Here is a 22,801-nt window from a genome sequence, read left to right as displayed (position 1 = left end):
CGCCGCCCAGCCGGCGATTCCACCCGCGACGGCCATCCAGCAAAGCACATCCAAGGTGCCGGCAACGCCGGGCCTCTCGAAGAACAGGCGGACAAGCACAGCCATGCAGGACCTCGGAACCATCAGCCCAAGCCTCGAGGAGTTCCGGGAACTCGCCGGCCACAGCCGCGTCATTCCCGTCAGGCTCAAGGTCCTCGCCGACGCCGAAACCCCCATCGGCCTGTACCGGAAGCTGGCCCAGGGGCAGCCCGGGACCTTCCTCATGGAATCGGCGGCCGTGGGCGGAGCATGGTCACGCTACTCCTTCATCGGCGCCAGGTCCCGCGCCACCCTGACCACCAAGGACGGCCAGGCGCACTGGCTCGGCGAACCACCCGCAGGCGTGCCGGTCAGCGGCAGCCCGGTGGACGCCATCCGCGACGCCATCGATGCCCTGCGCACCGACCGGTTCGACGGACTGCCGCCCTTCACCTCCGGCCTGGTGGGCTTCCTCGGCTGGGAAACCGTCAGGCACTGGGAGCGGCTGGTCAGCCCACCAGAGGACGATCTGCAGCTGCCGGAAATGGCGCTGAACCTGGTTACTGACATGGCCGTGCACGACAACGTGGACGGCACCGTCCTGCTGATCGCCAACGCCATCAATTTCGACAACAGCTCGGAGCGGGTGGATGAGGCCTGGCACGACGCCGTGGCCCGGGTCAAGGAACTCCTGGCCAAGGTCAGCGCTCCCGTGGTGCAGCCCGTGTCCGTGCTGGCACCTGCTGCCCTGGACTTCGCGTCCAGCGTCCAGGAGCGCTGGGACGAGGCCGAGTACCTGGCCGCCCTGGACCGCGGCAAGGAAGCAATCGTGGACGGCGAGGTCTTCCAGGTGGTGATCTCGCGCCGCTTCGAGATGGAGTGCCAGGCGTCCGCGCTGGACGTGTACCGGGTGCTGCGCAACACGAATCCCAGCCCCTACATGTACATTTTCAGCCTTGCCGACGCCGACGGCCGCGAATACTCCATCGTCGGCTCCTCCCCGGAAGCGCTGGTGACCGTCACCGGCGAGGAAGTCATCACCCACCCCATCGCCGGCTCCCGCCCGCGCGGGAAAACGGTCGAAGCGGACAAGGCCCTGGCCGAGGAACTCCTGGCGGACCAGAAAGAGCGCGCCGAGCACTTGATGCTGGTGGACCTGTCCCGCAACGACCTCTCCAAGGTCTGCGTGGCCGGCACCGTTGATGTCACCCAGTTCATGGAGGTGGAGCGTTTCAGCCACATCATGCACCTGGTGTCCACCGTGGTGGGCCGGCTGGCACCGCAGGCCAAAGCCTACGACGTGCTGAAGGCCACCTTCCCGGCCGGCACGCTCTCCGGTGCCCCCAAGCCCAGGGCGCTGCGCCTCCTCGATGAACTGGAACCGCACCGCCGCGGCATCTACGGCGGTGTGGTGGGCTACCTCGACTTTGCCGGCGACATGGACATGGCCATCGCCATCAGGTCCGCGCTGATCCGGGAGGGGCGCGCCTATGTCCAGGCCGGGGGCGGCATCGTGGCGGACTCGGTGAATCCCACCGAGGCGATGGAAACCGTCAACAAGGCCGCCGCACCGCTCCGCGCGGTGCACACCGCGGGATCGCTCCACAACATTTCCGCGGAATCCCTCCCCGGCCGGACGGATTCCTGATGCCTGGTTCCGGAGCAACGGCGGACCCGGCAGGCACCGCAGGCACGGCCGGCAATGCGGCCAAGGCGCGCAAGGCGGGGAAGAGCCGGACCCCGGTGTGGGCGCGCAAGTCCACGCTGGTGCTGCTGATCACCCTCCTTGCCCTGGCCGCCTTCGGCACCACCACCCAGACCTGGATCACCGCCACCCTGGACCCCAACCAGGTGGGCCAGGCCGCCGCCACGCAAAGCGCCATCCAGGTGCAGGGCAGCAAGGCCGCCACCACTGTTACGGCCCTGGCCCTGGTGGCCCTTGCCGGCGGACTCGCGGCCGCCATTGCGGGCAGGATCGCACGCTGGGTCATCACCGCCATCATCGCTCTTGCCTCGGCCGGTGTGGTCGCGGCTGCAGCAACTGTACTGGCGGACCCGCTTGCGGCCGCGCAGGGAACGATCGCAGGTGCCACGGGTATTTCCGGAAGCCAGGCGCACGTTGAACTTACCCCCTTCCCGGTGCTCGCCGTCGTCGCCGGCTGCCTGCTCGCGCTGGCAGCCCTGGTGATCCTGCCCGCGTCCCGTTACTGGAAGACGCGCACCAAGTATGACGCAGCCGGGGCCGCGGGGACCGTTGCAGCGGCAGGGCCCGTGGACGAGATCGACAGCTGGGACCGGCTTTCCCGCGGCGAGGACCCCACCTAAGGCCAGCGGCCGCCTGCAAGGGCCTGGGCGTCGAGCCCGGCGGTACGCGGGCGGCGGCCAAAAAATGGCAGAATGTAAGCAGTATCCATCCTGAGGAGATTTTCCATGAGCAAAGCACCTGCGTCCGTTTCCAAGTCAGGCAGCCGCACGGTGGCCCCCGGCGCCATTGACCACAGCCAGGAACTGGGCCACGGCAACAGCCCGGCCGCCTGGACCTGCGTGATCGTCATGCTCGTAGGCGCACTCATCGCAGCCATCGCCTTCGTCATCGCCAGCACCCCCATCTTCATCGGCGGCGCCGTTGTCATGGTGATCGGCCTGATCCTCGGTTACGTCATGCGCAAGGCAGGCTACGGCGTCGAGGGCAGCAAGCTGAAGAACTCCGGCCACTGATGGCCACTGTTCTCGATGACATCAACGCCGGTGTCAGGGAGGATCTGGAGGCCAGGAAACGGCTCGTTTCCTTGGCTGAGCTGAAGGACCTGGCCCAGGCCGCGGCGCCTGCCCGCGATGCCTGGGCGGCCCTTGGTGGAACCTCGCCAACCCGGGAACAGCTGAAAGTCATCGCCGAAATCAAGCGCCGCAGCCCGTCCAAGGGCGATCTCGCCAGCATCGGGGATCCGGCGTCGCTCGCCCGGCAGTACGCCGACGGCGGTGCCTCCGTCATCAGCGTCCTCACCGAACAGCGCCGTTTCAACGGGTCCCTGGCCGACCTGGACGCCGTGCGCGCCGCCGTCGACGTCCCGCTGCTGCGCAAGGACTTCACACTCGACGAGTACCAGATCTGGGAGGCCCGCGCCCACGGCGCCGACCTCATCCTCCTTATTGTCGCCGCGCTCTCTGACGCCCAGCTCACTGAATTCAGCGCCCTCAGCCGGGAACTCGGCATGAACGTACTGGTGGAGACGCACACAGAGGAAGAAATCCAGCGGGCCGTCACGGCCAACGCCCGGATCATTGGCGTCAACGTGCGCAACCTGAAGACGCTCGACGTCGATCGTTCAGTCTTCGCCTCACTGGCGGGCCTCATTCCCGCAGAGGCCCTCGTGGTTGCCGAATCTGGGGTCCGGGACGCCGGCGACGTCACGCACTACGCCGCCAGCGGCGCGAACGCCATACTGGTGGGCGAGGCCCTGGTAAGCCACGCCACCCCGCGGGAACGCATCGCCGAATTCACTGCCGCGGGTGCCGCCGCCATCGCCGCACGCGGCTGAGGCACGGCACCACATTTGTCCTGCGGGGCCGGGAACCTTTGGCCCTGCAGGATGGGCATACCTTTCCGGCCTCCCGCCGGAGCTGCACATCTTTGACCAATTCGATCGAACAGGACAGGACTGATGGCTGACGCACCCTCAGGAAACGCTGACAACAACACCGCGGAAGCATTCCTGCAGGGGGGATCCCTCCGCCACGCCCCGGGGCCGTACTTCGGCAACTACGGCGGGCGATGGATGCCCGAGTCCCTCATCGCCGCCCTGGACGAACTTGAAGAGACCTTCAACAAGGCCAAGGACGATCCCGATTTCCGGGCGCAGATCGCCGACCTGAACAAGAACTACTCCGGCCGTCCCTCCCTGCTGACCGAAGCAAAGCGGTTCTCCCAGCACGCCGGGGGAGTGCGGGTCTTCCTCAAACGCGAGGACCTCAACCACACCGGGTCGCACAAGATCAACAACGTCCTGGGCCAGGCGCTGCTCGCCAAGCGCATGGGCAAGACCCGCATCATCGCAGAAACAGGAGCCGGCCAGCACGGCGTAGCCAGCGCCACCGCTGCGGCCCTGATGGGCCTGGAATGCGTGGTCTACATGGGTGCGGAGGACTGCCGCCGCCAGGCGTTGAACGTCGCCCGCATGGAACTCCTGGGCGCCAAGGTGGTGCCCGTGACCAGCGGGTCACAGACACTCAAGGACGCCATCAACGACGCCCTCCGGGACTGGGTGGCCAACGTTGCCAACACGCACTACCTGCTGGGGACCGCGGCCGGCGCCCACCCGTTCCCGGCCATGGTCCGGTACTTCCACGAGGTCATTGGCGAGGAAGCCCGCGCCCAGATCCTCGAGCAGGAGGGCCGCCTCCCGGACGCCGTTTGCGCATGCATCGGAGGCGGCTCCAACGCCATCGGCATCTTCCACGGGTTCCTTGACGATCCTTCCGTGAAGATCTACGGCTTCGAGGCCGGGGGCGACGGCGTCGAGACCGGCCGGCACGCCGCCACCATCACCCTGGGCAAGCCCGGCGTCCTCCACGGCGCACGCTCCTACCTGATGCAGGACGACGACGGGCAGACCATCGAGTCCCATTCCATCTCCGCCGGCCTGGACTACCCCGGCGTCGGCCCCGAGCACTCCTACCTTTCCGACATTGGACGGGTCAGCTACGAGCCCATCACGGACAGCGAAGCCATGGAGAGCTTCCGCCTCCTGTGCCGCACCGAGGGCATCATCCCTGCCATCGAGTCCTCACACGCGCTGGCCGGAGCCATCAAGGTGGGCCAGCGGCTTGCAGCGGAAGACCCGGCAGCGGCCGCCGACAAGATCATCATCGTCAACCTTTCCGGCCGCGGCGACAAGGACGTGGCCACCGCAGCCGAATGGTTTGACCTGCTGGACAAGAATTCGGCCGAATCCGAAATCGGCAAAGAGGGGGAGCAGCTGTGAGCAGTGCAGGTACGTCCGGGAGGGCAGAAATGACCAGCAAGTCGGCAGCAGCCATCGACAGGGCCCGTTCCCAGGGACGCTCGGCACTCATCGGTTACCTCCCGGCGGGTTACCCCAGCGTGGAGGAGACCATCGCCGCGGGCATTGCCCTCGCGGAGAACGGTGCCGACCTGATCGAGATCGGCATTCCCTATTCCGATCCCGTCATGGATGGCCAGGTCATCCAGGCGGCCACCACCGAGGCACTGGCCAAGGGCTTCCACGTCAGGCAGGTATTCGACGTCGTTGCCGGCATCACCAGCAAGACCGACGCCGCCGTCCTGGTCATGACCTACTGGAACCCCGTGGTCCGCATGGGCGTGGATGAGTTCTCGCGCAGGCTTGCCGAGGCCGGAGGCGCCGGGCTCATCACCCCGGACCTGATTCCGGACGAAGCCGCCGAATGGATGGAAGCCTCGGACAAGTACGGCCTGGACCGGGTGTTCCTGGTGGCGCCGTCGTCCACCCCTGAACGCATGCAGCGGACCGTCGATGCGAGCCGCGGGTTCGTCTACGCCGTTTCCATCATGGGCGTCACCGGTGCCCGGACGTCCGTCAGTACCGCCGCCAAGGATGTTGTTGCCGCCGCGCACGGCGCCGGCGCCGAACGCGTCTGCGTGGGACTCGGCGTCTCCACCGCGGACCAGGTCCGTGAAATCGCCGCTTACGCCGAAGGGGTCATCGTGGGCACTGCCCTGGTCGCCGCACTTCGCGACGGGGGAGTGGACGCCGTCGGCGCCCTCACCAAGGACCTCAGCACCGGGCTGGCCCGGGAATCCGGCCTGACGCAGGGAACCGGGGCCTAAGCCATGCAGCCACTCCTTCAGGCAGCCGCCCTGGCGCCCACCCTGATGCCTGCCAGCATCCCCAGCCCGGACTGGTCCGGCTTCGATATTCCCCTCCCATGGGGCAGCCTGCGGATCCACGCCTATGCCCTGTGCATCCTGGCCGGCATTATCGTGGGCCTGTGGCTGACGTCGGTCCGCTGGGCCAAACGCGGAGCCCCTGAAGGCAGCGTCTGGGACATCGTTATCTGGGCCATCCCTTTCGGCATCATCGGCGGCAGGCTCTACCACGTGGTGTCCTCACCGGACGCCTACTTCGGTCCGGGCTTCGACGGCACCGGCGACCTCTCGCTGATCCCGCAGATCCAGCGGGGCGGCCTGGGAATCTGGGGCGCCGTGCTCCTCGGTGCCGTCGGCGCCTGGATCGGCTGCCGCCGCAGCGGCGTCAAGCTGAGCGCCTTCGTCGATGCCGCGGCACCAGGACTGCTCCTGGCCCAGGCCGTCGGCCGGTGGGGCAACTACTTCAACCAGGAACTCTTCGGCGGCCCCACCACCCTGCCGTGGGGCCTGCAGATCGACGCCAACAACCCCAACTTTCCCGCCGGCATGCCTGCGGACACCCTCTTCCACCCCACGTTCCTCTACGAGTCGCTCTGGAACCTGGCCGGCGTCGTGATCCTGCTGGCCCTGGACCGGCGGTTCAACTTCCGCCGGAGCAGGCTCTTCTGGCTGTACGCCATGTACTACACCCTGGGCCGGGTCTGGATTGAAATGATGCGCATAGATGATGCCGAACAGATCAACATCCTGGGCATCACCACCAGGCTCAACGTCTGGACCAGCATCTTTGTTTTCCTCGCGGCCCTGGCTGCCTTCCTCCTCCTCGGCCGCAAGGGCCGCCCGGAACCGGACACCGTGTACCTTGCCGGCCGTGAACCGGACCAGCCCGTGACGGCGGGCCCACATTCCGGGGCCGTCACAGAAGTCCGTGATCCGGACGATGTTGTCTCAGATAGTGATTCGCGTGGTAATCTCCGTGATAACCACAGCGGTTCCAGGCATGCTTCCGACCCCACGGAAGAAGCCGCGGCGGCACCGGCCGGCTCAACGCCCGGAACGGATGCGACCGCTGCCGGACACTCCGGCAGCACAGCCACGGAACCCGCATCGGAGGCCGGCACCGGCAAGTAGGGCGCCGGCCCAGGCAGGGCAGTAGAGCCACCGCTCGAAGAGCCCGAAACCACAACGTCGTGGCATGGGGCGAGTCCGGACGGCACAGATGTTGCCGGCCGGTGTTGCCTCGGACAGGGGCCTGCGTAACCGTTAGTTCAGCAGGCCGCGCTGACCTACAATTTCCAGTAATCAACACTTTGTTGTGCCCTAGCAGCGGCGCCGACGAGTGGGGCCAACGGTGTCCCTTCCATACGCACGATCAGGAGGAAGGACGTCTCCCATGACCCAAACTCTTAACACTCCCAGCTGGTCCGAACCGGATCAGCCTGAGACTGCACTGTCGCCGTTCAAGCGCTTCGCAGCCATGCCTGAGGCAGCCGGGCTGTACAACCCCGAACAGGAGAAGGACGCCTGCGGACTCGCCATTATTGCGACGCTGCGCGGCGAACCTGGGTACGACATCGTCGATGCCGCACTGACCGCCCTGCGCAACCTTGAGCACCGCGGCGCCGTGGGCGCCGACGAGGGGACCGGCGACGGTGCAGGGCTGCTCATGCAGATCCCGGACGAGTTCTTCCGCGCCGTTACCGAGTTCGAGCTGCCGGCTCCCGGCCAGTACGTTGCGGGCACCGCATTCCTTCCTGCCGAGCAGCGGGAGGCCGACGCCGCCAAGGCAGGTATCGAGGGCCTGGCCGCCGACGAGGGCCTCAAGGTCCTCGGCTGGCGTGAGGTGCCGGTGGTCGCCGACCTCGTGGGCGCCATGGCCCGTGCCTGCATGCCCTACTTCTCCCAGCCCTTCCTGGCGTCCGCCAACGGCGAGGAACTGGACTTCAACGAGCTGGACTCCCGCGCCTGGCGCATCCGCAAGCGCGCCCAGAACAAGTTCGGCGTGTACTTCCCGTCGCTGTCCTCCCGCACCATCGTCTACAAGGGCATGCTCACCACCGCGCAGCTGGAACCGTTCTACCCGGACCTCTCCGACAAGCGGTTCAAGACCAAGCTCGCGATTGTGCACTCCCGCTTCTCCACCAACACCTTCCCGTCCTGGCCGCTCGCGCAGCCGTTCCGGACCATCGCCCACAACGGTGAAATCAACACCGTCAAGGGCAACCGGAACTGGATGCGTGCCCGCCAGTCCCAGCTGGCCAACCCGCTGCTGGGTGACTCGCCGGAAGAGCTGTACCCCATCTGCACCCCCGGGGCCTCGGACTCCGCATCCTTCGACGAGGTAGCGGAACTGCTCTGGCTTTCCGGCCGGCCCATCACGCACTCGATCATGATGATGATCCCCGAGGCCTGGGAAAACCACGCCACCATGGATCCGGCCCGCCGCGCCTTCTACGAGTACCACTCGCTCCTGATGGAACCCTGGGACGGCCCCGCCGCCGTCTCCTTCACCGACGGCAACCTGGTCGGCGCCACCCTGGACCGCAACGGACTGCGTCCGGGCCGCTTCTGGATCACCGAGGACGGGCTGATCGTCTTCGCCTCCGAGGTGGGCGTGATCGACGTCGAGCCCTCCAAGGTGGTTAAGAAGGGCCGGGTGTCCCCGGGCAAGATGTTCCTGGTGGACACCGAGGCCGGCCGCATCATTGACGACGAAGAGGTCAAGGCGGAAGTCGCCGCGGCCAACCCGTGGGCCGAGTGGGTCAAGGACAACCTGATCGACCTCAACGATTTGCCCGAGCGTGAGCACGTGGTGCACACCGCCGCGTCCGTGAACATCCGCCAGCGCACCTTCGGCTACACCACTGAGGAACTGAAGATCCTGCTGGGCCCCATGGCCCGCACCGGTGCCGAGCCCCTGGGCGCCATGGGCTCCGACACTCCCGTGGCCGTGCTGTCCAAGCGCCCGCGCCTGCTCTTCGACTACTTTGTGCAGTCCTTCGCGCAGGTCACCAACCCGCCGCTGGACGCCATCCGCGAAGAGCTGGTTACCTCCCTCACCTGCGCTATCGGACCCAACGGCAACCTGCTGGACACCAAGCAGGTCCGCCAGCCCCAGGTCCAGCTGCCCTTCCCGGTGATCAACAACGACCAGCTCGCCAAGATCGCCAACATCGAGGACGCCGAAGGCTTCCGCGTGGCCATGAAAGTCCGCGGACTGTACCGGCCCGAAGGCGGCGAGAACGCGCTCCGCGCCCGGCTCACCGAAATCTGCGAGCAGGTTTCCGGCGCCATCAACCGCGGCGTCCAGTACATTGTGCTGTCCGACCGCGACTCCAACGCCCAGTGGGCGCCCATTCCCTCGCTGCTGCTGGTCAGCGCCGTGCACCACCACCTGCTGCGCAGCGCCAACCGCACCAAGACCGCCCTGGTGGTCGAGGCAGGCGACGTCCGCGAAACCCACCATGTGGCAGTCCTGATCGGCTATGGCGCCTCCGCCGTCAACCCGTACCTGGCCATGGAATCCGTGGAGCAGCTCATTGCCGCCGGCGACGTCACCGGGGTCACCCCGCAGGACGGCGTCCACAACCTCATCAAGGGCCTGGGCAAGGGCGTCCTGAAGATCATGTCGAAGATGGGCATCTCCACGGTGGCCTCCTACACCGGAGCCCAGACCTTCGAGGCACTGGGCCTGGGCCAGGAACTGGTGGACGAATTCTTCGCCGGCACGCACTCGCAGCTGGGCGGTGTGGGCCTGGACGTCATCGCCGCCGAGGTCTCCGCCCGCCACCAGATGGCCTACCCCGACGGCGGCATCGAGCAGCCGCACCGTCCCCTCCTGGGCGGCGGCGAGTACCAGTGGCGCCGCGACGGCGAGCCGCACCTGTTCAACCCGGAGACGGTGTTCCGGCTGCAGCACGCCACGCGTGAGCGCCGCTACGACATCTTCAAGGCGTACACCAGGGGAGTGGACGACCAGTCCACCAACCTGATGACCCTCCGCGGGCTGCTCAAGTTCAAGAACGAACGGCCGGCCGTTCCACTTGAGGAAGTTGAGCCCGTCTCCAGCATCGTCAAGCGGTTCTCCACCGGCGCGATGAGCTACGGCTCCATCTCGCAGGAAGCCCACGAGACGCTGGCCATCGCCATGAACCAGCTGGGCGGCAAGTCCAACACCGGCGAGGGCGGCGAGGACGTGGACCGCCTGCTTGATCCGAAGCGCCGCTCTGCCGTCAAGCAGATCGCCTCTGGCCGCTTTGGCGTGACCAGCCTCTACCTGACCAACGCCGACGACATCCAGATCAAGATGGCCCAGGGTGCCAAGCCCGGTGAAGGCGGCCAGTTGATGGCGCAGAAGGTCTACCCGTGGGTGGCCCGCACCCGCCACTCGACGCCCGGCGTCGGCCTGATTTCACCGCCCCCGCACCACGACATCTACTCGATCGAGGACCTGGCGCAGCTCATCTACGATGCCAAGCGCGCCAACCCCTCGGCCCGTGTGCACGTGAAGCTCGTCTCCGAAGTGGGGATCGGCACCGTGGCGTCCGGCGTGACCAAGGCCAAGGCCGACGTCGTACTCGTTTCTGGGCACGACGGCGGAACCGGCGCCTCGCCGCTGAACTCGCTCAAGCACGCCGGCGTTCCGTGGGAACTTGGCCTGGCCGAGACCCAGCAGACGCTGATGCTCAACGGCCTGCGCGACCGCGTGGTGGTGCAGGTGGACGGCCAGCTCAAGACCGGCCGCGACGTTGTCATCGCAGCGCTGCTGGGGGGTGAAGAGTTCGGCTTCGCCACCGCCCCGCTGGTGGTTGAAGGCTGCATCATGATGCGTGTCTGCCACCTGGACACCTGCCCGGTGGGCGTTGCCACCCAGAACCCCGAGCTGCGTGCCCGGTTCAGCGGCAAGCCGGAGTTCGTGGTCAACTTCTTCGAATTCCTGGCTGAGGAAGTCCGCGAGATCCTCGCCGAGCTTGGTTTCCGGAGCCTCGAAGAGGCAATTGGCCACGCCGAGGTCCTGGACACGCGTGAGGCGATCAACCACTGGAAGGCCGACGGCCTGGACCTGGACCCGATCCTGCACGGCCTGGAGTTCGACGACGACGCGCCGCTGCGGAACATGACCGGCCAGAACCACGAGCTGGACAAGCACTTCGACCAGCGGCTGATCACCATGGCCACCGAGGCGCTCACGGACCGCAGTCCGGTGAAGATCACCGTGGACGTCATCAACACCGACCGTTCGGTTGGCACCATGCTGGGCCACGTCGTCACCAAGACCTTTGGTACCGACATCCTGGCCACGGACACCATCGACGTGACCCTCAACGGCACCGCCGGCCAGTCCCTGGGCGCCTTCCTGCCCGCGGGCATCACCCTGCGGCTGTACGGCGACTCGAACGACTACGTGGGCAAGGGCCTGTCCGGGGGCCGGATCATCGTCCGTCCGGACCGTACCAACGTCTTCAAGGCGGAGACCAACGTCATCGCCGGCAACGTGATTGGTTACGGCGCCACCAGCGGCGAGATGTTCCTGCGCGGCCAGGTGGGCGAACGCTTCCTGGTCCGGAACTCCGGTGCCACCGCCGTCGTCGAGGGCATTGGCGACCACGGCTGCGAGTACATGACCGGCGGCCAGACGCTGATCATCGGACGCACCGGCCGCAACTTTGGAGCGGGCATGTCCGGCGGCACCGCCTACGTCCTGGACCTGCGGACCACCCGCGTCAACAAGCAGGCGCTGGAATCCGGCGAGCTGCAGCTGCGCGAGCTGGACTCTGAAGACCGCGACATCGTCCACGGCCTGCTGGTCAAGCACGTGGAAGAAACTGACTCCCAGCTGGCGGCACGCCTCCTCGAGAACTTCGATGACACCGCCGCCCGCATCACCAAGGTGCTGCCGCGCGACTACGCGGCCGTGCTGCAAACCCGTCTCGACGCCATCGAAGAGGGCCTTGACCCCGACGGCGAAGAAGTATGGTCCCGAATCCTGGAGGTTACCGGTGGCTGATCCACGCGGATTTCTGAAAGTACGCCAGCGTGAAACGCAGCCGCGCCGTCCCGTTCCCGTCCGCATCATGGACTGGAAAGAGGTATACGAGGCGCAGGAAAAGGGCACGCTGAAGGCGCAGGCCGGACGCTGCATGGACTGCGGCATCCCGTTCTGCCACCAGGGCTGCCCGCTGGGCAACCTCATCCCGGAGTGGAACGACCTCATGTGGCGGGACAAGGGCGACGAAGCAATCGAGCGGCTGCACGCGACGAACAACTTCCCTGAGTTCACGGGCCGGCTTTGCCCGGCGCCCTGTGAGGCGTCCTGCGTGCTGGGGATCAACCAGCCCGCCGTGACCATCAAGCAGGTTGAAGTTTCGATCATCGACGAGGCCTGGGACAACGGCTGGGTCAGCCCGTTGCCGCCCACGCGCCTCACCGGCAAGACCGTTGCGGTGGTCGGCTCAGGCCCCGCCGGCCTTGCCGTCGCACAGCAGCTCACCCGGGTGGGCCACACCGTTGCCGTTTACGAACGGGACGACAAGATCGGTGGCCTGCTGCGTTACGGCATCCCCGACTTCAAAATGGAAAAGGAGCAGGTGGACCGCCGCGTCGAGCAGATGAAGGCGGAAGGCACCAGGTTCCGGACCGGCGTTTCCGTGGGCACCGACGTCACCTGGGAGCAGCTGCGAAGGCGCTACGACGCCGTCGTGGTGTGCACCGGAGCCACAGTTCCCCGCGACCTGCCCATCCCGGGCCGTGACCTGGACGGCGTCCACTTCGCCATGGATTACCTGGTGCCCGCCAACCGTGCGGTGGCCGGGGAAACCATCGAGAACCAGATCAACGCCCACGGCAAGCACGTGGTGATCCTGGGTGGTGGCGATACCGGTGCCGACTGCCTGGGCACCGCGCACCGGCACGGCGCCGCGTCCGTCACCACGCTGGCCATCGGCAAGCAGCCGCCGGCAGAGCGTGCCAGCCACCAGCCGTGGCCCACATTCCCCACCCTCTTCGAGATGGCCAGCGCGCACGAGGAAGGCGGCGAACGCACGTACCTCGCCTCCACCGTCGAGTTCGTCGGCGAAAACGGCAAGCTCACCGGGGTGAAGGTGGCCGAGACCGAATTTGTCGATGGCAAGCGGCTTCCCAAGGCCGGCACCGAGCGGATCATCCCTGCTGACCTGGTGTTCCTGTCCCTCGGCTTCACCGGTGCCGAACCTGCCGGCATCACCGAGCAGGTGCACGCCGAGTTCGATGGCCGCGGCAACGTGGCGCGCGATGGCTACTACATGACCAACACCGAGGGCGTCTTCGTTGCCGGTGACGCCGGCCGCGGGCAGTCCCTGATCGTGTGGGCCATTGCCGAGGGCCGCGCCGCCGCTGCCGCGGTGGACAAGTACCTGATGGGAAGCACCATCCTTCCTGCACCTGTCGCGCCAACGGACCGCGCCATCGCCGTCCTCTAGCCGCTGTCCCGGGGATGCATCGAGGGTTCACCTCGCAGACAACTTAACCAATGCAAGAGACCAATAGGGTAGGTATATGAGACGCGCAAAAATTGTTGCCACGTTCGGCCCGGCAATCGCCAGCTACGAGAACACGCTCGCGGTGCTGGAGGCCGGCGTTGACGTCGCCCGCATGAACATGAGCCACGGGGACTACACCGTGCATGACAACACCTACGAGAACGTCCGCAAGGCCGCTTCCGACCTGGGCAAGGCCGTGGCCATCATGGCCGACCTGCAGGGTCCCAAGATCCGCCTGGGCCGTTTCGTTGACGGTCCGCACGCCCTCGCCGTGGGCGACATCTTCACCATCACCACCGAGGATGTTCCCGGCACCCAGGAGATCTGCTCCACCACGCTCAAGAGCCTCACCGAGGACGTCAAGGTGGGCGATGCCCTGCTGATCGACGACGGCAAGGTGGCACTGCGTGCCATCGAGGTCGACGACGTCAAGGTGGTCGCCGAGGTGACCGTCGGCGGCATGGTGTCCAACAACAAGGGCATCAACCTCCCCGGCGTGGCCGTCAACGTCCCCGCGCTGAGCGAAAAGGACGAGGACGACCTCCGCTGGGCCATGCGCCGCGGCGTTGACCTGGTGGCGCTTTCGTTCGTCCGGGACGCTTCGGACATCACCCGCGTGCACGAGATCATGGACGAAGAAGGCCGCCGCGTGCCGGTCATCGCCAAGATCGAAAAGCCGCAGGCCGTGGAGCAGCTGCCCGAGATCATCGACGCATTCGACGCCATCATGGTGGCCCGTGGCGACCTCGGCGTCGAACTGCCCCTCGAAGAAGTGCCGATCGTCCAGAAGCGTGCCGTTGAACTGGCACGGCGCTGGGCCAAGCCGGTCATCGTGGCCACCCAGGTCCTCGAGTCCATGATCGACAACCCGCGCCCTACCCGCGCAGAGGCTTCCGACTGCGCCAACGCCGTCCTCGATGGTGCTGACGCCGTCATGCTCTCGGGTGAGACCAGCGTGGGCAAGTACCCGATCGAAACCGTGAAGGTCATGGCCCGGATCATCGAGTCCACCGAGGTCCACGGCCTGGAACGCGTACCCCCGCTGGGGACGAAGCCCCGGACCCGCGGCGGCGCCATCACCCGTGCCGCCGTCGAAATCGCCGACCAGCTGGATGCGAAGTACATCTGTACCTTCACCCAGTCCGGCGACTCCGCCCGGCGCCTCTCCCGGCTGCGGCCCATCAAGGCCGTGTTCGCCTTCACCCCGGTGGAGCATGTGTGGAACCAGCTTGCGCTCACCTGGGGCATCCAGCCGGTGCTGGTCCCCATGGTGGGTCACACCGACGAGATGACCTCCCAAGTTGACCGCAGCCTGCTGGAAATGGACCTGGTGGACGACGGCGACCTGGTGGTCATTGCCGCCGGTTCGCCTCCCGGAAAGGCCGGCTCCACGAACATGCTGAAGGTCCACAAGGTGGGCGACCTCGCCGACGCCGGCAGCCAGGGTGGTGTGCCCGGCAGCAACCGCGAAAAGCTCGGCCCCTGGCCGGAAAAGAAGAAGAAGAACCAGGCCGCCGAGGCCTAGTCTGCACAGACAGCAGAGGACCCCTGCCGCTTGGCAGGGGTCCTTTTTGCTGTGGTGGCCCGGTCGCGTTGGTGACCGTTCCTGTCCGGTGACCGGGCCGTCGTCGTTAGCTCTCCGGGCCCGCCCAGCGGCGTTAGTTGACCTGGTTGATGATGGTCTCGGCGACTTCGCGCATGCTGAGGCGCCGGTCCATGGAGGTCTTCTGGATCCAGCGGAAGGCTTCCGGTTCCGTCAGGCCCATCTTGGTGGTCAGCAGGCTCTTGGCACGTTCCACGAGCTTGCGGGTGGCGAACTGCTCCTGGAGATCGGAGACTTCACTCTCAAGGGCCTTGATTTCCTCGTGGCGGGAGAGCGCGATCTCCAGGGCCGGGATGAGGTCTGCAGGCGTGAACGGCTTGACCACGTAGGCCATGGCACCGGCGTCGCGGGCGCGCTCCACGAGCTCCTTCTGGCTGAAGGCGGTGAGCAGCACCACGGGAGCGATGCGGGCCTTGACGATCTTTTCGGCGGCAGAGATACCGTCCATGACAGGCATCTTCACATCCATCAGGACCAGGTCCGGCTTCAGTTCCTCGGCAAGCTGGACGGCCTTCTCGCCGTTGTCCGCCTCGCCGACGACGTCATAGCCTTCGCCGCGCAGGATCTCGATGATGTCGAGGCGGATGAGGGTTTCATCCTCTGCCACAATGACGCGGCGCGCCGGCTGGGACGTGGGCTTGGACTCCGTCTGTTCAGTCACGGGATCTCCTTGAAAAGGTACGGCGGGACATCACTATCTTAGGTGCCACCGCGGCTGTACTTGGCTTGCAGGGTTTGTTTGCGGCGACGGCGGCGCGATTCTGGAATTCAGCCTATCTGCATGTAGAGTAATTCCGCGTACGTGAAGCGATCGCGTTGCTCACAGTCAGCTGTGGGCGTAGCGTTCCGCTCCATGTAATCCGCGCCCGAGTGGCGGAATTGGCAGACGCGCCGCACTCAAAATGCGGTATCGAAAGGTGTGTGGGTTCGAGTCCCACCTCGGGCACAGTGTTTCCGCAGGTCAGACCCTTGTTTCTTCTTTGGGTGTTGACAAATCCGCCCAAAGTGTTGACAGCGGCGTACCGTTTTTTATGTGGCCAGCATTCGAAAACGCACCAAAAAGGACGGGTCGTCGTCCTACATGGTGCTGTGGCGGGACTCAAAGAGCCGCGAGCAGCAGGGACTGACAGTCGCAAGTCTCGTCGAGGCTGAAACCCTGAAAAGGTTGCTGGACGCCAATGGCCAGTCTTTTGAAATCGCGCAGCACGCCATCCTCACCAGCGAGAAGCGCGCGCCGACTGTGGCGGAAGTCATCCAGGAACATATCGACCTGCTGGTCCGTCCATCGAGCGGAACGGTCAAGACGTACCAGACCATGCTTGAACTTCACGTCCGGCCGGTCATAGGACACGTTCCTGTGGACAAGCTCGACTATCGCGTCATTGCCCACTGGGTGAAGTCGATGATGGCCAAGGGCAAGGCGCCCAAAACGATCCACAACATCCATGGCCTGATCTCGGCTTCGATGAACACTGCCGAGATGCTCGGCTACATTGCCCGGAATCCCTGCCGGGGCGTGCAGCTGCCGAACATTGAGAAGGCTGAGGATGAGGCCATGTTCCTGACGCATGCCGAGTACAGGCTGATTATGGAGGGGATGGGGGAGCGGTACAAGGCCTTCACGGACTTTCTTGTCATGACCGGCACCCGCTTTGGAGAGGCCACCGCCTTGACCGTGGCGGACGTGGATCTGCTTTCCAAACCGCCCACCGCTCGTATCAACAAGGCTTGGAAGCGGGATGGGCAAAACCAGTTCTACGTTGGGCCGACCAAGACCGGCGCTGGTAAGAGGACCATCGGACTGAACCCGGCGCTTGTGGAGCTGCTGATACCGCTGGTGGCAAGCAGGCCAGGAAAGGACCTGGTGTTCACGACGCCCACAGGCGGACGCATTGTCCACAAGCTCTACTGGGCCGACTACTGGGTCCCCGCTGTCCGCACGGCCCAGGCCCTCGGTCTGACCAAGAGCCCACGGATCCACGACCTCCGCCACACTCACGCGTCCTGGCTAATTCAGGACGGCGTACCTCTGTTCACCATCTCGCGCCGGCTAGGGCACGCCTCTACGAAGACTACCGAGCAGGTTTACGGGCATCTGATGCCTGAGGCATTGCAAGTGGGTGCCGATGCCACTGAGCGGTCCGTGACGGCTTTCCAGCGGCTATAGCGGGCCTTCAATGAATCGGCCGGCGACTACGGAATTCAGTCATGTTGGCGCGTCCTGGCGGGCGCATGAACTAGAAACGTGCACCTATTCCTGGGAGACGCTGTGGATATTGAATTTTTTGAGCCTGCCGAAGCAGCGGCTCTGATGCGCTGCACCGAGTCTTGGCTGCGTGACGGCGCGACCAGCGGACGGTTCCCTCACGCCTGCTGGGGAAAGGGAAAGATCATCTTTACGTCGGAACACATCCGGGAAATTGCGAGATTGAGTGAAATTCTTCCTGATGGCGCGGAGTCCAAGCAGACACCGGAGCAACCACTGACCAAGCAGCGGCTCATAGGGACCCGTTCCAAGGTCCGCCTGGCCACGGTGAACTGATTCAGCCTGACAGGCGACTCCTGGTTCGGTTCTTCCATTTGCCCCGGTGTGGCCGGCACGACATGTCCTCTTACGGCTTGCGCAAGGTAGCCGAAGTTAGGGTGGAGCAACCCGCCTCAACAGAAGGGCCGTTCAAATCATCCGCTCGATTGCCCCAGCCCTGACCGCTGCTGCCGCCCTCTTGTTGGCTGGCCCGCTTGCCGGCTGTAACGTTGCCGCCCATGCTATTGAGGGCATCGGGACCGCTCCAAGTACCTCTGCCGCTCAGCCGGTGGGCGGTGGCTCTGCCCAAGAGGCAGCCTAGGCGCTCGTCCAGCTTGAGAGTATCCCGGTCAAGGGCCGAGCGCCGAAGACCGGCTACACGCGCGATGAGTTCGGACCCGCTTGGGCCGATACAGACCATAATGGTTGCGACACCCGTAATGACATCCTCGCTCGCGATCTCACCGGGGAGACGTTCAAGCCCGGCACCGACAACTGCGTCGTCGCCACAGGCAGACTGGCGGACAAATACACCGGCACTACTATCAACTTCGTCCGGGGGCAGGACACGAGCTCGGACATCCAGATCGACCACATAGTTCCACTCAGTGACGCTTGGCAGAAAGGTGCCCAGCAGTTGAGCGCAGACCAGCGCAAAGAACTGGCGAATGAGCCGCTGAACCTCATGGCTGCCGACGGCCCCACCAACAGCGCCAAGGGTGACAAGGACGCAGCAACTTGGCTGCCGCCGAACAAGGCCTTTCGGTGCGAATACGTGGAGCGGCAGACAGCGGTCAAAACGACATACAGTATCTGGGTCACGCAAGCTGAGCATGATGCCATCAAAGAGATCCTTGAAGCCTGCAAGTAGGCCAGCGGGTGGAGACAGCGGCGCCAGCGGGACGGCCCACGCTTGGTGAGGTGGGGCCAAAACTTCTCGAGAACATTATGCGGGGAGTCCTTGATCTAGCACTCATCCCGAATCTTGATCGGTGTCTTGGTCGGCTCTATAGTTCGAAACCTCTCGATACCGCACTTCTCCGTTCCTTCACAGGGATTTCGGCGCCCGAAGTGTCCAGAACGGTGCAAAATTAACAATCCCCGGTATAGATTTTCTTGACACTAGCAATTGTTAATGTCGTCCGACCGAGCCGGGGCTGGATGCCAGGCAAGAGTTGCCGGCCCGACCGGCCCGATACCTTCTGAAGGGGCCGACGTTTGGTCAAGCACAGGGCCATGCGACCCTATGGGCATGAGGTCGTAGTAGGCAATGTCAGGCGACCGGCAGGCCGACGGGCGTAGACGTTCAGTTGAGTTTGTAAGATAAGTCGGTGATAACGGGTGAAATCAAGGTTCAAGTAGACAAGGTTTGGAACGCGTTCTGGACCGGCGGCATCTCCAATCCGCTCGAAGTGATCGAGCAAATCACGTATCTGCTCTTCCTGAAGCGCTTGGATGAAAACCAGACACGTGCGGAAAACAAGGCGAATCGCACTGGTAAGCCCATCGAGAACCCCATCTTCCCTAATGGCCTGGATGAGAAGGGTCGTTCGTACCAGGACTACCGTTGGAGCAAATTCAAGAACTTCTCGCGGGACGAGATGTACGAGGTTTTCGCTGAGCACATCTTCCCGTTCCTGCGCACCGGGCTGGTCCAGCTGACCAACGACGAGGAGTCCTCCTATGCCCAGCACATGAAGGACGCCCGCTTCACCATTCCTAACCCAGGGCTACTGGAAAAAGTCGTCGACATCATAGATGAGATTCCCATGGATGGTCGGGACACTAAGGGTGACCTCTATGAATACATGCTAGGCAAGATCGCCGCTGCCGGCACGAACGGCCAGTTCCGAACGCCGCGTCATATCATCAATTTGATGGTCAAGATGACGGCACCCCAGCCCATGGAGGCGATCTGTGATCCCGCCGCAGGCACCGCCGGCTTCCTGGTCCAAGCCGGGGAATACCTCAGGCAGAACAACCCCAACCTGTTGAGCACGTCTGTGCAGAGTCGTTTCTTCCACCACCACCAGTTCCACGGCTACGACTTCGACAGCACCATGCTCCGCATCGGTTCCATGAATATGCTCCTCCATGGCGTTGAGAACCCTGAGATCACCTACAGAGACTCGTTGGCGGACTTGCACGGGAGTGAAGAGGGAAGATACGACCTCATCCTCGCGAACCCGCCTTTCGCGGGCAGTCTCGACTACGAAAACGTGGCTAAGGACCTGCTTTCACTGGTTAAGACCAAAAAGACCGAGTTGCTCTTCCTGGCGCTGTTCCTCAGGCTTCTCAAACCCGGCGGCCGGGCCGCCGTGATCGTGCCGGACGGTGTGATGTTCGGCGCATCCTCCGCGCACATTGCCCTCCGTAAAATTCTGGTCGAGGACCACAAGCTCGACGGCGTTGTAAAACTTCCCTCCGGCGTTTTCAGACCCTATGCCGGGGTCTCAACAGCAATCCTCTTCTTCACCAAGACCAACTCCGGCGGGACCGACAACGTCTGGTTCTACGACGTCACCTCCGACGGCTTCAGTTTGGACGACAAACGGAATCCGCTGGAGTCGTCCGATCTTGACGACGTCCTGACCCGTTGGCAGCAGCGGACGACGACGGAGACTGCTCGGGCACGCACCGACCAGTCTTTTCTTGTTCCCAAAGCTGAGATCGCGGAGAACGGCTATGATCTGTCGCTCAACAGGTACAGAAAACTCGAGCACGAAGAGATCGAGCATCGGAAGGCGGCTGAAATCATTGGGGATCTGGAAGTTCTCGAAGCTGAGATTGCCCAGCGCTTGGCAGAGCTGAAAGCGTTAATCTGTGCTTGAAAATGTATTGCTTGGTGATGTAGCCAAGATTGATCGAAATCTTGTCGCCCCCGAGAACATCGAGACCGGTTCAATTTACGTCGGCCTCGAAAATGTTGAATCTGGTGGCCGGCTGATAAACGTAGGAACCGTCGTCAATGGTGAACTTGCGAGTTCCAAGTTCAGATTTACAAGTAAGCACGTTCTTTATGGGAAGCTACGGCCCTACTTGGCAAAAATCGCGCTTCCAGAGTTTGACGGGATCTGTAGCACCGACATTTTGCCGGTCCTGCCTGGCCCCAAGTTGGACAGAAGATACCTAGTTCATTTCCTTCGCCAACCAAATAAGGTGCAGTTGGCCAACTCATTGGCCACAGGTGTAAATCTTCCACGGCTCAGCCCAAAAGCATTGGAAAAGATGACCGTACCGCTCCCACCTCTTGATGAGCAACGCCGGGTAGCGGCCATACTGGACGCCGTCGACGAACTGCGCATGAAGAGCAGTAAGGCGCTGGTGTATCTTGAGGCGCTAGCTCAATCGTTGTTTGACAGCATGGTCCGGAACCCGGAAAGATTGATGCCCGCCACGACTTTGGCAGATTTGGGCCTCAGATTCAGTAGCGGCAAGAATTTGGTCTCAGTTGATGGCGACGCGCATGAACATAATCGCGTAATCAAGGTGAATGCCGTTTCGGGAGGCGTTTTTCAACCAGCCGAGAGTAAGCCACTCCCACGGAGCTACGTTCCGAACGAGCAACACCGGATTCGATCCGGCGATCTCTTGTTCACTCGTGCCAGTGGTTCGCTTGACCTAATAGGAATCTGCGTTCGCGTGGGCGTGGTAGATGAACAACTGTTCTTGCCGGATAAAATCTGGAGAGCTGAGTTTGCGCCGGGGGCCAGGGTTTGCCCTGAGTACCTCCAAAGTTTGTTCAAAACACCTTCATTTCGCGCATTCGTAAACAACGCGGCCAGCGGTGCTGCAGGCGTCAAGAACATTTCCCAGAGGAGTGTCCTGGGCTTCGTAGTGAACGCTCCCGACCCCGCCGCCCAAGCAGACTTTGCCCGAGCATTTACTGCCATTGAGCTTGTCAAAGAGCGGTACCGCTGCCAGCTTGTTGAACTCGACTCACTATTTGCTTCGTTGGAGCAAAGGGCTTTTAGCGGGGTTCTCTAAAAGACCGAGCCCCTGCCTTGGCATGGATGATAGGGCATGAGGGCATTGACTGGGACCATACCTACGTCTGGCAGAAAGGTTTCACAAACAGCCTCTTCACAGCTGAGCTTCATACCGAGATTGGAGGTCTTCCTAGCCGCGCAGATGTAAGGGACCAGACCTCTTCTTCCCTCATCAATTTGTCGGCTCCGACTCAGGGCGGCAGCCAGGGTATTGCGTCGCTGAACAGTAGGGTGAGTTGTTGCTGGAGTATGAGGATCGTGGGCTGAATCGGGCGGTATAGACCGCGATGTCATCGGTCATGGGACGAGTCTGCCGCTGCGGATATGACCAGGCCGGGACAAGCTTTCTGGTCGTCAACGCCCCCGGTTTTGCCGGATGCCAGTTCTGCAATAAATGCGGGGCTGTCTATTACCAGTCCGGACGCTTCAGTTAAGCAGCGACAGATGCATTTGGTGCTTTGAATAGACCCTGCTGTACTGGCCAAGGTCTAGTAATGGACATCGGTGATGAGTCGGATCAACTAAATCCGGCTCTCCCGGAGGATTCGGGATGTTAAATCTCCTTGGGGAGAGTAGAGGGAATAGTGACTAACCATTGGGACGTCCGGGTAGACCGGAAAATCGTAGGGGACTTTTGGTGGGCTCGTCAGCCCTTGGCAGACCAGAAATCCATGGGCGATGACGCATACCTGGCCGAAGCTGTCGGGGTGCCCCCGCGCATTCGTCATGAGATTTACAGGTACGGCAGTGACATCAATCCGGTTCAGTGGCTGAACTGGATTGACAACATTGGCGTGATTCTCGTGGCCGAAGGACGGGCCGGTGAGGGGGGAACTTTTCATGCGTGGATCGCCGGGGCCGACGGGTTACCGCCTCGTGAAATCACGGAAATCGCGGAGAAGTTTCGCTTTTCTTGGAGAGGCTCCGCAGACACTCAGAAAGCTGCCGTGCTGAGGCTATGCGAGATGACCGCACTTCCAGTGCCTGACGACTTCAATTAGCCGCAGCGAATAAACGATCGTTTTTTGGCGGGGGGATGGTGCTGATCGCGTCGTCCCCCCGTTGCTTGCGCTAGGAATGCAAAAAACGGTGCAAGATTGAGTCCGGTGCAGCAAACCGCCGACATACGTTTTTTGCAGAATGTGAGTGCATATGAATGCTCCGACGGACAGGGCAAGCGAACTTGATACCCAAGCGGCCCTCAGCGAGTCCATGCGAGCTGCACTTGCTTCTACCCGGGCGATTGCAGGGAACCTGGATACCCATGCGGCTCTCAGCGAGTCC

General features: G+C 63.7%; 17 protein-coding genes and 1 tRNA gene. 17 read left to right on the top strand and 1 reads right to left on the bottom strand.

Going from position 1 to position 22,801, the window contains the following annotated elements; all coding sequences use genetic code 11:
- The first annotated feature begins 103 nt into the window (after positions 1 to 103).
- The 10 genes from J7I84_RS19215 (at position 104) to pyk (ending at position 14,926) form a co-directional block, all read left to right on the top strand.
- Positions 104 to 1,666 carry an anthranilate synthase component I gene (locus J7I84_RS19215; protein ID WP_214946120.1) on the top strand — a complete coding sequence of 521 codons (1,563 nt, stop codon included), beginning with the start codon at positions 104 to 106 and terminating at the stop codon, positions 1,664 to 1,666.
- Entirely contained in the window at positions 1,666 to 2,343 is a 678-nt protein-coding gene (locus J7I84_RS19210; protein WP_214946119.1) for a Trp biosynthesis-associated membrane protein, read from the top strand. The genes J7I84_RS19215 and J7I84_RS19210 overlap by 1 nt, the downstream gene beginning before the upstream one ends.
- 105 nt (positions 2,344 to 2,448) lie before the next feature.
- Entirely contained in the window at positions 2,449 to 2,736 is a 288-nt protein-coding gene (locus J7I84_RS19205; protein ID WP_214946118.1) for an HGxxPAAW family protein, read from the top strand.
- On the top strand, positions 2,736 to 3,557 hold the full coding sequence (trpC, locus tag J7I84_RS19200; RefSeq protein ID WP_214946117.1) for an indole-3-glycerol phosphate synthase TrpC: 822 nt from the start codon (positions 2,736 to 2,738) through the stop codon (positions 3,555 to 3,557). Before J7I84_RS19205 ends, trpC begins: the two co-directional genes overlap by 1 nt.
- Positions 3,558 to 3,680: 123 nt before the next feature.
- The gene (gene trpB, locus J7I84_RS19195) at positions 3,681 to 5,000 is read left to right on the top strand and encodes a tryptophan synthase subunit beta (RefSeq protein ID WP_214946116.1); all 1,320 of its coding nucleotides are present in this window, start codon (positions 3,681 to 3,683) and stop codon (positions 4,998 to 5,000) included.
- 29 nt (positions 5,001 to 5,029) lie between these two features.
- Positions 5,030 to 5,845 (top strand): tryptophan synthase subunit alpha, encoded by an 816-nt coding sequence (gene trpA, locus J7I84_RS19190; protein ID WP_214946115.1) that lies wholly within the window; start codon positions 5,030 to 5,032, stop codon positions 5,843 to 5,845.
- A 3-nt stretch (positions 5,846 to 5,848) separates the two neighbouring features.
- Positions 5,849 to 7,015: a prolipoprotein diacylglyceryl transferase gene (lgt, locus tag J7I84_RS19185; protein WP_214946114.1), complete on the top strand. Its 1,167-nt coding sequence runs from the start codon at positions 5,849 to 5,851 to the stop codon at positions 7,013 to 7,015.
- Between the two features lie 262 nt (positions 7,016 to 7,277).
- A complete protein-coding gene (gene gltB, locus J7I84_RS19180; RefSeq protein ID WP_214946113.1) occupies positions 7,278 to 11,891 on the top strand; it encodes a glutamate synthase large subunit in 4,614 nt (1,537 codons plus the stop codon).
- Positions 11,884 to 13,341 (top strand): glutamate synthase subunit beta, encoded by a 1,458-nt coding sequence (locus tag J7I84_RS19175; protein ID WP_214946112.1) that lies wholly within the window; start codon positions 11,884 to 11,886, stop codon positions 13,339 to 13,341. Before gltB ends, J7I84_RS19175 begins: the two co-directional genes overlap by 8 nt.
- Positions 13,342 to 13,417: 76 nt before the next feature.
- Complete coding sequence (gene pyk, locus J7I84_RS19170; protein ID WP_214946111.1) at positions 13,418 to 14,926, top strand: pyruvate kinase; 1,509 nt, start codon at positions 13,418 to 13,420, stop codon at positions 14,924 to 14,926.
- Positions 14,927 to 15,059: 133 nt separating this feature from the next.
- On the opposite strand, the gene J7I84_RS19165 is transcribed toward pyk, so the two are convergent.
- Positions 15,060 to 15,665, bottom strand: coding sequence for an ANTAR domain-containing response regulator (locus J7I84_RS19165; RefSeq protein WP_009358190.1), 606 nt, complete (start codon positions 15,663 to 15,665; stop codon positions 15,060 to 15,062).
- Between the two features lie 203 nt (positions 15,666 to 15,868).
- Here J7I84_RS19165 and J7I84_RS19160 point away from each other — a divergent pair.
- The 7 genes from J7I84_RS19160 (at position 15,869) to J7I84_RS19130 (ending at position 22,518) form a co-directional block, all read left to right on the top strand.
- A tRNA-Leu gene (locus J7I84_RS19160) sits at positions 15,869 to 15,950 on the top strand.
- 135 nt (positions 15,951 to 16,085) lie between these two features.
- Positions 16,086 to 17,171: a site-specific integrase gene (locus J7I84_RS19155; protein ID WP_251046837.1), complete on the top strand. Its 1,086-nt coding sequence runs from the start codon at positions 16,086 to 16,088 to the stop codon at positions 17,169 to 17,171.
- A 102-nt stretch (positions 17,172 to 17,273) separates the two neighbouring features.
- The gene (locus tag J7I84_RS19150) at positions 17,274 to 17,546 is read left to right on the top strand and encodes a hypothetical protein (RefSeq protein ID WP_214946109.1); all 273 of its coding nucleotides are present in this window, start codon (positions 17,274 to 17,276) and stop codon (positions 17,544 to 17,546) included.
- A 325-nt stretch (positions 17,547 to 17,871) separates the two neighbouring features.
- Positions 17,872 to 18,399, top strand: a complete 528-nt coding sequence (locus J7I84_RS21660; protein ID WP_311381171.1) for an HNH endonuclease family protein — start codon at positions 17,872 to 17,874, stop codon at positions 18,397 to 18,399.
- 460 nt (positions 18,400 to 18,859) lie between these two features.
- Positions 18,860 to 20,359, top strand: coding sequence for a class I SAM-dependent DNA methyltransferase (locus tag J7I84_RS19140; RefSeq protein WP_214946108.1), 1,500 nt, complete (start codon positions 18,860 to 18,862; stop codon positions 20,357 to 20,359).
- Positions 20,352 to 21,515, top strand: a complete 1,164-nt coding sequence (locus J7I84_RS19135) for a restriction endonuclease subunit S (protein ID WP_214946107.1) — start codon at positions 20,352 to 20,354, stop codon at positions 21,513 to 21,515. The genes J7I84_RS19140 and J7I84_RS19135 overlap by 8 nt, the downstream gene beginning before the upstream one ends.
- A 655-nt stretch (positions 21,516 to 22,170) precedes the next feature.
- Complete coding sequence (locus J7I84_RS19130; protein ID WP_214946106.1) at positions 22,171 to 22,518, top strand: hypothetical protein; 348 nt, start codon at positions 22,171 to 22,173, stop codon at positions 22,516 to 22,518.
- The last annotated feature ends 283 nt before the right edge of the window (positions 22,519 to 22,801 follow it).

Source organism: Arthrobacter sp. ISL-85 (assembly GCF_018613675.1).
Classification (GTDB): domain Bacteria; phylum Actinomycetota; class Actinomycetes; order Actinomycetales; family Micrococcaceae; genus Arthrobacter.
This window is presented reverse-complemented; position numbering and strand designations above follow the sequence as displayed.

Bases quoted from the DNA above. Each gene is read 5' to 3' on its own strand.
- J7I84_RS19215 (WP_214946120.1), top strand. From the start codon at position 104: ATGCAGGACCTCGGAACCATCAGCCCAAGCCTCGAGGAGTTCCGGGAA.
- J7I84_RS19210 (WP_214946119.1), top strand. From the start codon at position 1,666: ATGCCTGGTTCCGGAGCAACGGCGGACCCGGCAGGCACCGCAGGCACG.
- J7I84_RS19205 (WP_214946118.1), top strand. From the start codon at position 2,449: ATGAGCAAAGCACCTGCGTCCGTTTCCAAGTCAGGCAGCCGCACGGTG.
- trpC (WP_214946117.1), top strand. From the start codon at position 2,736: ATGGCCACTGTTCTCGATGACATCAACGCCGGTGTCAGGGAGGATCTG.
- trpB (WP_214946116.1), top strand. From the start codon at position 3,681: ATGGCTGACGCACCCTCAGGAAACGCTGACAACAACACCGCGGAAGCA.
- trpA (WP_214946115.1), top strand. From the start codon at position 5,030: ATGACCAGCAAGTCGGCAGCAGCCATCGACAGGGCCCGTTCCCAGGGA.
- lgt (WP_214946114.1), top strand. From the start codon at position 5,849: ATGCAGCCACTCCTTCAGGCAGCCGCCCTGGCGCCCACCCTGATGCCT.
- gltB (WP_214946113.1), top strand. From the start codon at position 7,278: ATGACCCAAACTCTTAACACTCCCAGCTGGTCCGAACCGGATCAGCCT.
- pyk (WP_214946111.1), top strand. From the start codon at position 13,418: ATGAGACGCGCAAAAATTGTTGCCACGTTCGGCCCGGCAATCGCCAGC.
- J7I84_RS19155 (WP_251046837.1), top strand. From the start codon at position 16,086: ATGGTGCTGTGGCGGGACTCAAAGAGCCGCGAGCAGCAGGGACTGACA.